We start from the raw sequence: 15,639 nt of genomic DNA on the forward strand, positions 1-15,639 counted from the left end.
TGTAGCAACCATTGGTAGGCCTCTTGATGACGACCATGGCACACTACCACCACTTGTTTGGCAAGACTGCCAACATCAGAGCCAAACATCGGATGTAGACCGACTACAGGACCACTATGGGCTGCTAACATTGCTGCTACGGGCTCTTCTTTAATTGAAGTAAGATCAGCTAAAATACAATTGTCAGGTAACTGAGTTAATTTTTCGCGAATAACCTCGCAAGTCACATTTATAGGCACTGTAACAATCACCAGTCCAGCCCCAGAGAAAATAGCTGCGGCCTCTTGCCAATCATTTTTATCGATACTTTTAACTTCATAACCAGAAAGAACTAACATCTGGCTAAATAGCTGTCCAAGTTTGCCCTGACCACCGACTATCACCACATGACCCAGATCTTGTTTAACCTGCTTGAAACCAACATCTTTCTCATTTAAATAAGATTCACGCATAAGCCGGCGTAATATATCTTCAATTAACTGTGGTGAAATGTTCATGCTTTGCGCTTCATTTCGCCGCTTTGCTAACATGGAGGCTTCACGTTGTGGAGCATAAATAGGCACACCAGCGGCATGTTTTACTGCGCCAACTTGTGCAACTAAATCAAGGCGTTTACGTAATAAATGCAGTAATTGTTGATCAACGCCATCAATTAAATCACGAAGATGCTCTAGGCCTGCTGTGGTTTTTTCATTCATCTGTTTATCCATTAACCGTTGACGACCTGCAGCGAATCAAAACGTGTTGGTAACACTACAGACAACTGGTTAGCGCCTTGTCTTAAAATAGTTTCAGTGGTTTCCCAGTCAATGCAGGCGTCAGTAACAGAAACACCATATTTTAGCTCTGCTAAGGGTTTATCTGAACTCTGATTACCTTGATTGAGGTTACTTTCAAGCATAACACCGATGATAGATTTATTACCTGCTTCAATTTGATTAAATACATCTTCACAAACGTTTTTTTGACGTAAATGATCTTTTGATGAATTACCGTGACTACAGTCAATAACTAACCGAGCACTGAGCTTGGCTTTATGAATTTGAGCCTCACTTTCAGCAACACTGTGCGCGTCATAATTAGGTGATAAGCCACCACGTAAAATAATATGACCATCAGGGTTACCAGCAGTTTGTAGTAATGACACTTGGCCCTCTTGGTTAATCCCCATAAAGCGATGACTACTAGCAGCAGATTTAAGTGCATTAATAGCCACCTCCAATTTGCCATCGGTACCATTTTTAAAACCAACAGGCATTGATAGACCTGAAGCCATTTCACGATGAGTCTGAGATTCAGTGGTTCTTGCGCCAATAGCAGACCAAGTAACTAACTCAGACATATACTGCGGGCTTATTGGATCAAGTGCCTCAGTAGCAATGGGTAGTTCAAGCTCAGCAAGCCAAATCATCAGCTCACGAGCCATTCTAAGACCTTTCTCTACATCAAATGACTCATCCATGTCAGGATCGTTAATCAAGCCCTTCCAGCCCACTGTTGTACGAGGCTTTTCGAAATAAACTCGCATTAAAATGTAAAAGTCATCGCTGAGCTCATCATGTAACTTTTTAAGTTTTAATGCATACTCTTTTGCTGCTGCAATATCATGAATAGAACAAGGTCCAGTGACCACAAGCACGCGATTATCCCGTTTATGAACAATATCTGATACTTGCTTGCGTGCATTAAGGATATATTGATAAGCATGAGTTGATAATGGTAGTTCTTGCTTTAACTCGGCAGGAGTGACTAGCACTTGCTCTGAACTAATGTGCACATTATTAATGGTATCTTGTTGCATACTTATCACTCTCTTTTGACGACAGACCTAAGGTCACTAATAGATTAATATTCTAGATATCTGATGGCTAAACTCAGTAACACTGTAACGCTACACCATTACAAGTTAAAAGCAACTATGCCTGTGCCATGGCATTAGGGCAAGGGTTATTTATACAAAAAGTTAAAAATCATTTAATCGATGATTTTTTATACAAAACGATACATCTAAACGACATTAATTACGGGATCCGCTTATATCTTATTATGGTTAGGTCACTCTTATCGCTAACCCGGAACTGTTTTTGATCTTTACTTTTTTAAAGCGCTACAAACAAAAACCCGCCTTTCGGCGGGTTGTTGTGCGAACACTGCATCTTTATTCTGTATCGGTAACTATTACTTAGTTGCCAATTTTTCACGGATACGTGCAGACTTACCTGAACGCTCACGTAAATAGTACAGTTTAGCACGACGTACACGACCGCGACGCTTAACTTCGATGCTAGCAATTAACGGGCTATGCGTCTGGAAAGCACGCTCAACACCTTCACCATTAGAGATTTTACGTACTGTGAATGCTGAATGCAGACCACGGTTACGCTTAGCGATGACCAAACCTTCAAAAGCCTGAAGACGCTCTTTTTCACCTTCTTTAACACGTACTTGAACTACTACTGTATCACCAGCACCAAAATCAGGTACATCTGTTTTCATTTGCTCATCGTTGAGCATTTTAATGATGTTGTTCATAATTACTCCATCCTAGTAATAACTGAGCGTTGACTATGCGGACTTGTCCGTTTCATTCACGAACTGCGCTAATAAAGTCGATTGTTCGTCAGTCAGAGCTAGATTTTCAAATAATTCTGGCCGTCTCAAAAAAGTTCTTCCGATACTTTGTTGTAAACGCCAGAGTCTAATTTTTTCGTGGTCACCGCTTAACAGCACTGCGGGTACGTCAAGACCATCCAATTGTTCAGGGCGAGTATAATGAGGACAATCCAGTAGGCCATCAGAGAAAGAATCTTGCTCTGCTGACGCTTGCTTGCCAAGTACACCAGGTACTAAACGAGCCACTGAATCGATTAATGTCATTGCCGGTAACTCGCCACCCGAAAGTACGTAATCACCGATAGACCATTCTTCATCTACTTCAGTTTGAATAATGCGCTCATCAACACCTTCGTATCGACCACACACTAAAATCAAACTCTCTGATTTAGCTAACTCAGTAACGCCTTGCTGATCCAGCTTGCGTCCCTGAGGAGACAGATAAATCACTTTTGCCCTATCATCTGCAGCAGCTTTTGCCGCATGGATAGCATCACGCAAAGGTTGCACCATCATCAACATACCTGGTCCACCACCATAAGGGCGATCGTCTACAGTATTGTGTTTATCATGGGTGAAATCACGAGGATTCCACGTTTGCAACTCAAGCAGGCCGTTTTTCACGGCTCGACCCGTAACCCCAAAGTCTGTAACAGCACGAAACATCTCTGGAAACAGGGTTATTACCCCTAACCACATATGTTGTACCTCGACTTAGAAGTCAGGATCCCAATCCACTAAAATCTGTTTCCCTTGCAAATCCACCTGTTTGATGAACTGCTCAGGGACAAAGGGGATCATACGTTCCGCTTTGCCGAAGGCATCTTTGGCATTAGCTTTAACTAGTAGTACATCGTTTGATCCTGTTTCCACGATCTGTTCAACAATACCCATGTTATAGCCGTTTATATTGGTCACTTCGCAGCCGATAAGATCACGATGATAGAATTCACTGTCATCCAATTCTTTCATTTGCTCAGACTTGATAGCAATCTCACAATTTGTGAGCATTTGCGCATCTTCTCTGGTAGCAACACCCTCAAGTTCAGCCACAACAGCTTTACCTTGAAAACGCCACTGAGCAACCTTAACTTCACGCCAAACGCCTTGTTCTTTTATAAGCCAAGGCGAATAATCGAAAATACCTTCAACAGAATCGGTATAGGAAGTGATTTTTAGCCAACCTTTAATACCATGACTGGAGCCTAACTTTCCCAGTACAACTAGCTCTTGGTTACTACTCATCTATCTATACCTTATACGCAATTAAGCAACAGCTTTACGCGCGTCTTTGATCAGTTTTGCAACACGGTCAGATGTTGCAGCGCCAGTAGCAACCCAGTGCTCAACACGATCAAGATCTAAACGTAATGTTTCTTCTTGGCCACGAGCCAATGGATTGAAAAAACCTACACGTTCGATGAAACGACCGTCACGAGCATTGCGGCTATCAGCAACAACGATATTGTAAAATGGACGCTTTTTTGCGCCGCCACGAGCTAAACGAATGGTAACCATGCGTTTTATTCCTCTAATGATTTGCTAGAAGCAAAAATAAAAACTGGAACTCCGTGTTCGCAAAGAGTCCCAGAAAGAAAGCCGGAAGATTTTACCTGACTTTTGAACTAATGCAACCAAAACTGATGATTTTTAGCTCACCCGTTTTGTTGTAATAAAGTCAAAAATATAACCTAACCAACTGATTGAATTTAAAATTAACTAATTTAGCACTCGAAAGATGCTTATATTATCGGCCCGGAAACTTCATTCCAGGCGGTAACATTCCACCCATTCCACGCATCATCTTCTTCATTCCACCTTTTGCAGACATCTTTTTCATCATTTTCTGCATTTGGGTAAATTGCTTTAATAAGCGGTTTACATCTTGAATTTGAGTCCCCGAACCGCCAGCGATTCTACGTTTACGCGACCCTTTAATCAAATCTGGGTTTTTACGCTCTTTGGCGGTCATCGAATTTATGATGGCTTCCATTTGTCCAGTCATCTTACCGTCTTGAACCTGAGCTAATGCTTCTGGTGGCAATTGACCCACACCAGGAAGCTTCTCAAGCATGTTCATCATTCCCCCCATGTTTTTCATTTGCTGTAATTGCTCACGAAAATCTTCTAGGTCGAAACTGCCACCTGATTTTACTTTTGAAGCCAGTTTCATCGCTTTGTCTTTATCGACACCGCGTTCAACTTCTTCAATTAATGACAATACGTCACCCATACCGAGAATACGCGAAGCAATTCGGTCTGGGTGGAAAGGCTCTAATGCATCGGTTTTTTCACCAACACCTAAAAACTTAATCGGCTTACCGGTAATACTGCGGATAGATAAAGCAGCACCACCGCGAGCATCACCGTCAACTTTGGTTAAGATAACCCCCGTTAAAGGCAAAGCTTCATTAAATGCTTTAGCCGTGTTGGCCGCATCTTGCCCTGTCATGGCATCGACGACAAATAATGTCTCGATTGGGTTTACAGTAGCATGCAGCTGCTTGATTTCATCCATCATGGCTTCATCAACATGCAGACGACCTGCTGTATCGACAATGACCACATCAATGAATTTTAATTTTGCATAAGTGATTGCTGCTTTAGCAATATCAACTGGCTTTTGGCTCACATCAGACGGAAAGAATTCAACGTCGACTTCAGTCGCTAATGTTTCAAGTTGTTTGATTGCCGCAGGACGATAAACATCTGCACTGACCACAAGTACCGATTTTTTATGGCGTGTGCGTAAAAACTTACCTAATTTGGCAACCGAGGTCGTTTTACCTGCGCCTTGAAGACCCGCCATCATGATTACAGCTGGAGGAATGGCCGCGAGATCGAGGGCTTCATTCGCCTCGCCCATGGCTTTTTCAAGTTCGTTTTGAACAATTTTGATAAAAGCTTGCCCTGGGCTTAAGCTTTTTGACACCTCTTGACCCACAGCGCGTTCTTTTACGCTGTTAACGAAGTCTCTAACAACAGGTAAAGCGACATCCGCCTCAAGCAGCGCCATACGCACTTCACGCAGAGTTTCTTTAATGTTGTCTTCTGTTAAGCGACCACGGCCACTAATATTTTTTAGTGTGCGTGACAGTCTGTCAGATAAATTCTCAAACATTGAACGGCTCTTTTAAGCATAACAATAATTGCGCCCATTATACCCAAGCCACTCTAAATTACGATACTTGCAACGAGAAGAACTCAAACACTAGCCAATTTTGTACAAAATAATTATCGAAAACGCGATGAAACTGTTAAATTTTGGGTCTTAGGTCACTGCCATGTTAGGCCGTGATCATGTTAATCTAATACAAATAATGAAAAGGTCATGCTTTAATAGTATTGTTCATTACTCAGGCGCAGTTTTTTCAGCATTAACGACTAAGATAGGTTGATTCTAAATGGTTATTTTTTCCGCGGCAGCCATGCTTTTTTATTGTTTAGCATTGGTTTTAGTAACGAGCCGACTTTTTCATGTTGAAGGGCCTAATCGTAAGGCCGTTATGGTGGCTTCTGGTATTGCCGTCATCATGCACGGGTTTGCGCTTTCGAATGCAGTGTTTACCGTCGATGGACAAAACTTTAGTTTAACTAATGTGATCTCCTTGGTTAACTGGATTATTGCATTGACGTTCACTATCACAATGCCTCGGCTTAAAGTCATCATTGTTGTACCCGTTGTGTATGCCTGTTCAATTATCTCTGTAGCACTTCTATGGTTAGTGCCACCGCAGTTTATTACTCACTTTGAAATACACCCGGAGCTCCTAGCGCATGTAGTATTATCATTAATGGCCTACAGCGCATTGATGATAGCGGCTATGTACGCCATTCAACTGTTATTCATCCAGAATAAACTGAAGAAAAAACAGATGATGATGAGCCCTGCTATGCCGCCATTAATGACGGTAGAAAAACAGCTTTATCATCTAATCATTATTGGATTTATTTTACTGAGTTTATCGCTGGTAACCGGCTTTATCTTTTTAGAAGATATGTTCGGTGACGGTAAAGGGCACAAGGCCATATTATCAATAATCGCTTGGGTGGTTTACGCTGTTATGTTGTGGCAACAATATACTGTCGGCTGTAGGATCCGCACCGCAGTGATTTACAGCTTATCTGGCGCGAGTTTACTTTCACTTGCATATTTTGGTGCAAGGATTGTTAAGGAATTGATATTAAACTAATTTTAATTATTTTTAACGTGTATAGCCTAATCTATACAATTTAAAAATAACCGAGATAACTTGACTCTAACGGCCAATAATAAATAATGGCCGTTAAATTAATGACAATTTGGCCTTTAGGCCAATTTCACACTACTTCATGGGGCCCCTTTTTTGGACGCTATATCTACCAGCGCACTCCTTATTTTCCTTTTGGTTTTAATCGTGATTTCTGCTTATTTTTCGGGTTCAGAAACCGCAATGATGAGCCTCAACCGATACCGCTTACGACACCTTGCATCCAATGACCATAAAGGCGCTATACGAGCCTTAAAGTTACTCGATCGCCCTGATAGGCTTATTGGGCTTATCCTAATCGGTAATAACCTGGTCAACATCCTTGCCTCAGCCATTGCCACTATTATTGGTATGCGCTTGTTTGGTGATATGGGTGTTGCGATTGCTACAGGTGTACTCACCATTGTGGTGTTAGTGTTTGCTGAAGTTACTCCTAAAACATTTGCCGCCTTACATCCTGAGCGCATTGCCTTCCCATCTAGTATTTTATTAGGTTGGCTATTAATTTTATTGTCGCCTTTTGTTAAAGCAATCAATTTAATTACGTCACTGTTTTTACGCTTGATGGGCATCAAAACCGTCAAAACAAGTGATGCATTAAGCCAAGAAGAGCTGCGCACTGTTGTTCATGAAGCGGGAGCCTTAATCCCACAGCGTCACCAAGAGATGTTACTGTCAATTTTGGATTTAGAAAAAGTCACAGTCGAAGACATCATGATTTCACGTTCAGATATTTACGCAATTAACGTTAATGATGATTTCAGATTAATTAATAAGCTCGTGGTTCAAAGTCCTCATACTAGAGTATTGGTGTATCGCGATAATATTGATGATGCCGTTGGCTTCATTCATTTGCGTGATGCATTACGCTTGCAATCAAAACAGCAATTCAGTAAATCATCATTATTACGCGCAGTAAAAGAGTTGTACTTCATTCCAGAGGGCACCCCACTAAACGTCCAGTTGACTAATTTCCAACAAAATAAAGAGCGTATTGGCTTAGTTGTTGATGAGTATGGTGATATTCAGGGATTAGTGACATTAGAAGATATTCTGGAAGAGATTGTTGGCGATTTCACCACCTCAATGATGACCACTGCCAGTGAAGACATTAATATTCAGCAAGATGGTAGTTTCTTAATTGATGCCACGATTAACATTCGAGACCTGAATAAAGAAATGAAATGGAACCTACCCATAGATGGTCCTAAAACATTAAACGGTTTAATCATTGAGTTTCTTGAAGATATCCCTGCTGTAAACACCAGTTTGCGTATCGTTGATTACCAAATAGAAGTCATCGATGTGGCGGATAACATGATTAAGACTGTCAGAGTGTTACCGACTAATTTAGAGTTAATTGAAGATACTGAGTAAACTCCAATCGATAAAAAAGGCGCTATTAGCGCCTTTTTTATGACCATTAATTCATCCACATTAGTTGGAAAGTTTAGCTTCTAATGCTCGGCGCTTTTCACGTGCAATGGGAGTGATTTGTGCCGCTAAGTCTTTTTCTAAACCCATCATAAAATATAGCTCTGCCATTAAAAAAAATGGCCCTATCAGAAGTTGATTAAGATCATCCATAAAAGCAGGCTTAGCTTTTTCATAATGATGACCAATAAACTGCATCACCCAGCCGATAACAAAAATACTGATGGCAATAATAAACGGGTGTGAAGTATGAACAACCTGCTCACTGGTGTATAGCACAGGCAGAATAAATAACACTAAACCAAGCGCCAGTCGCATGTGAAGCGCCATGTAATAGCCCAACACCAACACTGTTAATATCATCGCTACACTGATTTGATAATCTTGCCAGTCAAAACGAATGGTCCCCAGCATTAAAAATGCTGACCAAATAATCATCGGAACGCCAATAAAGTGGGTTTTAATATTTTGCGGATTTAAATGCACACTTTTGTAAGTTGAAAGTTGTTCTACTGCAGATTTCATTTTAAGTCTCTTTAATTGTTGTTATCTTGTTAATTTACTCCAATTAGGCCGATTTTAAAAGACCACAAAAAAAGGCGCTAATGCGCCTTTGATAAATCATTTAATGTTGTGACATCAACTTTCTAATACCACAGTGGCTACTGCATAATGTTGTTCATCGGCAATACTGATAAACCCACAGCGACCGCTTAACTGTTCTAGTCTTGCTAATGCACCATCAGTAAAGCGGATTAGAGGCGCACCGTTAGCATCATTATCGATATGAATATGTTGAAACGACACTCCTCTGCCTATTCCGGTACCTAACGCTTTGGCAGCGGCTTCTTTGGCTGCAAAACGTTTAGCTAGAAATCGCTCAGGCTGCTTTGATTGCAAGTAAGTCGCAAGCTCAGACTCTGTAAGCACTCTTTTGGCTAATCTATCACCAAGGCGCTGTCGTTGCTCACCGATGCGGGCAATCTCAACAATATCTGTGCCGATACCAACAATTGCCATTACTCGCCTCTGCGGCCTGCAAGCATGAGTTGCTTCATATCTCTAACGGCAGTATCTAAACCATCAATAGCGGCTCTGGCAATCACAGCATGACCAATATTAAGCTCATAAAGCTCAGGAATAGCCGCGATGGCCTTAACATTGTGATAATGCAAACCGTGTCCCGCATTAACCACTAAACCTTTACTGTGAGCATATTGTGCCATTTCAGTAATACGCGCTAACTCGTCAGCCTGCTCAGCATCAGTGATCGCATCAGCATAACAACCGGTATGGATCTCAATGTAAGGTGCGCCGGATAAAACTGCTGCATCAATTTGCGTTTTGTCGGCATCAATAAACAATGACACTTTAATACCTTCTGCAGCCAAACGAGTGACGGCTGAGCGGATCTTCTCTAACTGACCAGCAACATCAAGGCCACCTTCAGTTGTGAGCTCTTCGCGTTTCTCTGGGACTAAACAGGCATAAGCTGGTTTTATATCACAAGCGATGGCAATCATTTCTTCAGTGACGGCAAACTCGAAGTTCATTCTGGTCTTCAATGTTTTTGCCAATAAATACACATCGCGGTCTTGAATATGGCGACGATCTTCACGTAAATGTATGGTGATCCCATCGGCGCCAGCATGTTCTGCTACTGCCGCTGCGTGAACAGGATCGGGGTAATGAGTACCGCGAGCTTGGCGCAATGTCGCGATATGATCGATGTTAATGCCTAATAGTATTCCGCTCACATCGAGCTCCTTAACGTAATAAATAACACAATAATGACTTATGCTTACCAAGCTTTATATACGGTTCAGACCGTGCTTGGTTCACGTATTAAATCTAAAAAAACATTATACTAATCCGTTTTTTTAGTGAATAACTGTCTGCTTAATAACGGTTTATTACCCAATAATGGCGTAAGTAAATAACGCATTAATCCTTTGGCTTGATTAAACTGTTCAGGTTGTAACTCTTGCGATGCCAATGCTAGCAACATGGCCCCCGATAAACTGCCTTTGCCATGAGTAAAATGACTCTCTTGGCTTGTTAAAATAGGTATAAAGCCACTCTGGGCAATAAATCGATAGTGACAATTATTATCGAGTAAATCACCTTGTGTATCATAGGCAAGAGAAGGCAGCGCACCTAACTCTAATAACAGTGCCATTTCGAAATAACGCAGGTGACTTGAGCAAAACTGTTTAGCTAATGCGAGTAATGCGCGGTGGTAATCTAAAAATATCCCTTCAGCTTGGTGCTCCACGGACAATAGACGAACTAATAATTCATTTAAATAGAAACCTGAATAAAGACTATTACCGCTTAAGGGCATCGCGGGAGCTGCAGACTCAATTTGGGTAATGTTTTTTAACCCTAAATTTTTGGACTCAGATTTGGTGCTAAACTGGATTATGAGTGGTTGAAAAGGTTGTAATATGCTTTTAATCGACCGTTTACCCGAGCCAACTCGAGTGATGGCATCAACGCGCCCTTCGCCCTCAATCAGCAAATTAACAATCACGCTCGATTCGCGAAATTGTCGATGATGAAGCACATAGCCACGTTTCATAGTGGCCATTTCTATACACTAATAATCAATAACGCTAAAGTCGATTTAGTTATCGCCATAGCCTAAACTTCTCAATGCACGTTCATCATCAGCCCAACCTGATTTGACTTTTACCCATACTTCAAGGAAAACTTTATTCTCAAATAGGGTTTCCATATCTAATCTGGCTTGAGTCGCAATCGTCCGAATACGTTCGACTTTATTACCAATAACCATGCGTTTTTGGCCTTCACGTTCGACTAAAATTAACGCATTAATTTGGTAAACACCATTCTCCATCATTTTAAACTGTTCAATTTCTACAGTCGCATCATATGGAAGCTCGTCGCCTAAAAAGCGCATCAGCTTTTCGCGAACAATTTCAGATGCCATAAAACGTTGTGAGCGATCTGTCACATAATCTTCAGGGAAGTAAAATGGTGCTTCAGGTAACGACTCGCGCGCCATATCCAAAATGCGTTGTACATTAGTACCTTTACTGGCCGATATTGGCAAAATCTCATCAAAATCAAATTTTTGTGCTAATTGATTGAGGTAAGGAAATAATGCTTCTTTATCTTTAATATTATCGACTTTATTGATAGCCAAGATGATTTTACGAGCATCATTACGATGTTGTAGCTTTTGTAATACCATCTCATCATCAGCAGTCCATGTCATACCATCAACCACAAAAATAACCATAGCAACATCAGCTAAAGAACTGGCAGCTGCACGATTCATTAGGCGGTTAATCGCACGTTTTTCTTCAATGTGCAGACCTGGGGTATCAATAAATATAATTTGGCTTGGGCCATCGGTATGAATACCCATGATCCGGTGACGAGTCGTTTGCGGTTTCTTTGAGGTAATACTCACCTTTTGACCAAGTAACTTGTTCAAAAGTGTTGATTTACCCACATTTGGGCGACCAACAATAGCCACCATGCCACAATAAGTCACATCGTATTTGGCAGTGGCGACAGGCGCTGCTTGGTTCATCCTTGCTAGCAGTTCATCTAAGCTAGGTTCTTGATTATCACCTGCTGGCAAGTCTGTTTTCTTGGTCATTTATTCAGTAACTCCAATACCTGAGCAGCGGCAAGCTGTTCAGCTTTTCTTCTTGAACTTGCCACACCGGTGACAACTTTATCTAATTCACTAATGCTACATTCTACAGTAAAGGTTTGATCATGCGCTTCGCCTTCTACCGCGACAACTTGGTAATCGGGCAATGGCTTTTTAAAACCTTGCAAATATTCTTGTAAAATAGTCTTGGGATCTTTTTGATTAATGCCCGGCTTTATCTCAGCTAAACGCTCTCGATACCATGATAATAATAGCTTACGGCACACTTCAATGTCGGCATCGAGGTAGACAGCACCAATAATAGCTTCTACTGCATCGGCTAAAATCGATTCGCGTCTAAATCCACCGCTTTTAAGTTCTCCAGGGCCGAGATATAAATAATCCCCTAATTTGAATTCTTTGGCGATGATAGTCAGCGTATCGCCTTTGACTAAGGTCGCACGCATACGACTTAAATCGCCTTCAGTTGCCTTTGGAAACTGATGATATAAGGCATCTGAAATGACTATCGATAAAATCGAATCACCTAAAAACTCTAAACGCTCATTATGTTTATTTGCTGCGCTACGATGAGTTAATGCCTGGATAAGTAATTCAATATTATTAAATTCATAACCTAAAGTACGGCACAAACGCGGCAAATTTTTAATGGGTTCCATCAATGTATTCCACCTACTCTATCAAAACGTACACCGGTTGGTACCCATGTAGGTAACATATCACTCGGCTGACGATCAAATTCAAAACTAATCCAAATTGCTACGGCTTTACCTACAAGATTCTCTTCCGGTACAAAGCCCCAAAAACGGCTGTCGGTACTGTTATCACGATTATCGCCCATGGCAAAATACATTCCCTTAGGCACAACAAACTCACCGGCAGGAAGGCCTGCTTGAGGATAAAAGTGCTGTCTAAAATCAGGTCGTGACGGATCGATTAATATATCGTGTTTAACATCGCCAAGTTGTTCAGTCGAACGAATTAATGGCACGCCATTATGGCTAAACTCTCCACGATTAATTTCGACATGTTCAATCGTTTTAGCCGCAGGACAGTCAACTTGGCTATCACATGCCTCTTGGATCATAAGCTGCTTATTTCGATAGAAAATTTTGTCTCCTGGCAGGCCAACTACACGCTTTATGTAGTCAATCTTTGGATTTTCAGGATATTTGAATACAAATACATCACCACGTTCAGGCTCACCAGTTTCAACCAACTTACTGCGCCATACCGGATCACGTAATCCGTAACTAAACTTTTCAACCAAAATAAAGTCACCGACCAAGAGTGTCGGCATCATAGAGCCAGAAGGAATTTGAAATGGCTCATAAATAAATGAGCGCAGAATCATGACAAAGGCGATGACAGGAAAAATAGAATGCGCCGTTTCAACTAGCACAGGCTCACGAATGATTTTATCGATAGCGTCTGCGCTTAACTGGGTTGAGTTAGCTTGTGCTGCTAATAAGTTTTCACGGCGTTTAGGCGCGAAAAAAACCACATCAATTAACCAAATAAGACCGCTGACCAAGGTTACGAGCACTAAAATAAGCGAAAAATAGGCTGCCATTACTGATTTATCTCCTGCTGGGTGTGTTGGATCCATATGGCTTGAGCAAAGCTCAGAATAACTCAATCCAGTATGGTGATTAACGAATAAACATTCACCCAGTTGAGTGTTACAAAATATATAGTAAAAATAACGATAACGCCGCAATATGCGGCGTTATTCTGCACATAAACTCGATTAATTATTATTAATCGTTTAGCTTCAGTACCGCTAAAAATGCCTCTTGTGGCACCTCAACGTTACCCACTTGCTTCATGCGTTTTTTACCTTCTTTCTGCTTGTTAAGCAGTTTCTTCTTACGTGAAACGTCACCACCATAACACTTAGCGGTCACATCTTTACGTAATGCTTTAATGCTTGAACGAGCAATAATCTGACTGCCAACAGCAGCCTGAATCGCAATATCGAACATCTGGCGAGGGATTAATTCTTTCATCTTCTCAACCAAAGCCAAGCCGCGATGACGAATGTTACTGCGGTGAATAATCATCGCAAGTGCATCAACTCTGTCGCCATTGATTAATATGTCTAGGCGTACCATGTCCGCTGGATCGAAGCGAATAAAGTTATACTCTAATGAAGCATAACCCCGGCTCGTAGACTTAAGACGGTCAAAGAAGTCCATTACCACTTCAGCCATAGGCAAATGATAGGTCACGGCCACTTGATTACCGTGATACACCATGTTGGTTTGCGAACCACGCTTTTCAATACACAAGGTAATCACGTTACCTAGGTATTCTTTAGGCACTAAAATATTGGCTTCAACAATCGGTTCACGAATTTCCTGGATGTTATTCAGCGCAGGTAATCCTGATGGATTATCAACATAAATAGTATCACCGTTATTCATGATAACTTCGTAAACCACTGTCGGCGCTGTAGTGATCAAATCGAGATTATATTCACGCTCTAAGCGCTCCTGAACAATCTCCATGTGCAGTAAACCGAGGTAACCAATGCGGAAACCAAAGCCTAACGCTGAAGATGTTTCAGGTTCAAAAAACAGTGATGCATCATTTAAGCTAAGCTTGTTCAATGCATCGCGGAAGCTTTCATACTCATCAGTCGAAATCGGGAATACACCAGCATAAACCTGGGGCTTAACTCGCTTAAAACCGGGTAATGGTTTGTCTGCGCCATGCTTTGCATGAGTTAACGTATCGCCAACTGGTGCACCATGAATTTCTTTAATACCAGAAATAACATAACCCACTTCACCGGCTCGAAGCTCTGCTTTGTCTTTTTCTTTTGGAGTAAAAATACCAACACGATCAGCGTTATAGTTTTGTCCGGTGGACATCACTTTGAATTTTTCGCCTTTTTTAAGAATGCCATTCTTAATACGAACTAACGACACCACACCAAGGTAAGCGTCAAACCATGAGTCAATAATCAAGGCTTGTAAAGGCGCAGATTCATCACCCACTGGAGGAGGAATTTTTGCAATAATTTCTTCAAGGACTAAATCAACACCGATACCTGTCTTTGCAGAACAGCGCACCGCATCCATGGCATCAATACCAACGATGTCTTCAATCTCTGCAGCGACACGATCGGGCTCAGCCTGAGGCAAGTCAATTTTGTTGAGTACTGGGACAACGTCCAAATTCATTTCTAGTGCAGTATAACAGTTTGCTAATGTCTGAGCTTCTACGCCTTGACCTGCATCAACCACTAATAATGCACCTTCACATGCTGCCAAAGAACGTGAAACTTCATAAGAAAAGTCTACGTGTCCTGGGGTATCAATGAAGTTGAGTAAATAAGTGTTACCATCTTTTGCATGGTAATCTAAGGTGACACTTTGGGCTTTAATCGTAATGCCACGCTCACGTTCTAGATCCATTGAATCTAAAACCTGTGCAGCCATTTCACGGTCAGTTAAGCCGCCACATACCTGGATCAGGCGATCGGATAAAGTTGATTTACCATGGTCGATATGGGCAATAATCGAGAAGTTTCTAATGTGTTTCATTATGCTGCAATGACTACTACTAAATATGATGAAAATCGAGGTGGCAAATTGTACCTGATTAGGGGGTTAATACCAATCAGATTAAACAATAGTATCTATTTTGGTGTAATTGTTGGCCATAAGATGCTGTTTTCAAGCATTG

Annotated in this window: 17 protein-coding genes; 2 read left to right on the forward strand and 15 right to left on the reverse strand. The window is 41.4% G+C overall.

Translation table 11 applies throughout. The annotated features are described in order from the left end of the window. The 7 genes from tyrA to ffh all read right to left on the reverse strand — a co-directional run. Positions 1 to 698, reverse strand: a 698-nt coding sequence (tyrA, locus tag H5185_RS03480) for a bifunctional chorismate mutase/prephenate dehydrogenase (RefSeq protein WP_182741364.1), incomplete at its 3' end; no start/stop codon positions are given. A gap of 11 nt (positions 699 to 709) precedes the next feature. After that, the gene (locus tag H5185_RS03485; protein ID WP_124017122.1) at positions 710 to 1,801 is read right to left on the reverse strand and encodes a 3-deoxy-7-phosphoheptulonate synthase; all 1,092 of its coding nucleotides are present in this window, start codon (positions 1,799 to 1,801) and stop codon (positions 710 to 712) included. A 377-nt stretch (positions 1,802 to 2,178) separates the two neighbouring features. After that, on the reverse strand, positions 2,179 to 2,532 hold the full coding sequence (gene rplS / locus H5185_RS03490; RefSeq protein WP_011638365.1) for a 50S ribosomal protein L19: 354 nt from the start codon (positions 2,530 to 2,532) through the stop codon (positions 2,179 to 2,181). Between the two features lie 33 nt (positions 2,533 to 2,565). Further along, positions 2,566 to 3,312: a tRNA (guanosine(37)-N1)-methyltransferase TrmD gene (gene trmD, locus H5185_RS03495; RefSeq protein ID WP_182741365.1), complete on the reverse strand. Its 747-nt coding sequence runs from the start codon at positions 3,310 to 3,312 to the stop codon at positions 2,566 to 2,568. A 15-nt stretch (positions 3,313 to 3,327) separates the two neighbouring features. Further along, positions 3,328 to 3,858, reverse strand: a complete 531-nt coding sequence (gene rimM, locus H5185_RS03500) for a ribosome maturation factor RimM (RefSeq protein WP_124017120.1) — start codon at positions 3,856 to 3,858, stop codon at positions 3,328 to 3,330. Positions 3,859 to 3,879: 21 nt separating this feature from the next. Further along, on the reverse strand, positions 3,880 to 4,131 hold the full coding sequence (rpsP, locus tag H5185_RS03505; RefSeq protein WP_124017119.1) for a 30S ribosomal protein S16: 252 nt from the start codon (positions 4,129 to 4,131) through the stop codon (positions 3,880 to 3,882). A gap of 229 nt (positions 4,132 to 4,360) precedes the next feature. Then, complete coding sequence (ffh, locus tag H5185_RS03510) at positions 4,361 to 5,734, reverse strand: signal recognition particle protein (protein WP_124017118.1); 1,374 nt, start codon at positions 5,732 to 5,734, stop codon at positions 4,361 to 4,363. A gap of 283 nt (positions 5,735 to 6,017) precedes the next feature. Here ffh and H5185_RS03515 point away from each other — a divergent pair, with 283 nt between their 5' ends. Further along, entirely contained in the window at positions 6,018 to 6,806 is a 789-nt protein-coding gene (locus H5185_RS03515; RefSeq protein ID WP_124017117.1) for an inner membrane protein YpjD, read from the forward strand. Positions 6,807 to 6,959: 153 nt separating this feature from the next. Then, positions 6,960 to 8,240, forward strand: coding sequence for an HlyC/CorC family transporter (locus tag H5185_RS03520; RefSeq protein ID WP_124017116.1), 1,281 nt, complete (start codon positions 6,960 to 6,962; stop codon positions 8,238 to 8,240). Between the two features lie 60 nt (positions 8,241 to 8,300). Here H5185_RS03520 and H5185_RS03525 read toward each other — a convergent pair whose 3' ends face one another. The 8 genes from H5185_RS03525 to lepA form a co-directional block, all read right to left on the reverse strand. Then, complete coding sequence (locus H5185_RS03525; RefSeq protein WP_182722527.1) at positions 8,301 to 8,822, reverse strand: DUF962 domain-containing protein; 522 nt, start codon at positions 8,820 to 8,822, stop codon at positions 8,301 to 8,303. 114 nt (positions 8,823 to 8,936) lie between these two features. Next, complete coding sequence (gene acpS / locus H5185_RS03530; protein ID WP_124017114.1) at positions 8,937 to 9,317, reverse strand: holo-ACP synthase; 381 nt, start codon at positions 9,315 to 9,317, stop codon at positions 8,937 to 8,939. Continuing rightward, entirely contained in the window at positions 9,317 to 10,054 is a 738-nt protein-coding gene (gene pdxJ / locus H5185_RS03535) for a pyridoxine 5'-phosphate synthase (protein WP_124017113.1), read from the reverse strand. The genes acpS and pdxJ overlap by 1 nt, the downstream gene beginning before the upstream one ends. 110 nt (positions 10,055 to 10,164) lie before the next feature. Then, on the reverse strand, positions 10,165 to 10,878 hold the full coding sequence (gene recO, locus H5185_RS03540; protein WP_165870134.1) for a DNA repair protein RecO: 714 nt from the start codon (positions 10,876 to 10,878) through the stop codon (positions 10,165 to 10,167). 45 nt (positions 10,879 to 10,923) lie between these two features. Further along, positions 10,924 to 11,928, reverse strand: coding sequence for a GTPase Era (gene era / locus H5185_RS03545; RefSeq protein ID WP_182741366.1), 1,005 nt, complete (start codon positions 11,926 to 11,928; stop codon positions 10,924 to 10,926). After that, positions 11,925 to 12,605, reverse strand: coding sequence for a ribonuclease III (gene rnc, locus H5185_RS03550; RefSeq protein WP_124017110.1), 681 nt, complete (start codon positions 12,603 to 12,605; stop codon positions 11,925 to 11,927). Before rnc ends, era begins: the two co-directional genes overlap by 4 nt. Continuing rightward, the gene (gene lepB / locus H5185_RS03555) at positions 12,605 to 13,519 is read right to left on the reverse strand and encodes a signal peptidase I (protein ID WP_182722525.1); all 915 of its coding nucleotides are present in this window, start codon (positions 13,517 to 13,519) and stop codon (positions 12,605 to 12,607) included. The genes rnc and lepB overlap by 1 nt, the downstream gene beginning before the upstream one ends. 187 nt (positions 13,520 to 13,706) lie before the next feature. Beyond that, positions 13,707 to 15,497, reverse strand: a complete 1,791-nt coding sequence (gene lepA, locus H5185_RS03560) for a translation elongation factor 4 (protein ID WP_124017108.1) — start codon at positions 15,495 to 15,497, stop codon at positions 13,707 to 13,709. Positions 15,498 to 15,639 lie beyond the last annotated feature (142 nt).

The organism is Shewanella sp. SG44-6 (assembly GCF_014164185.1).
Taxonomy (GTDB): Bacteria; Pseudomonadota; Gammaproteobacteria; order Enterobacterales; family Shewanellaceae; genus Shewanella; species Shewanella vesiculosa.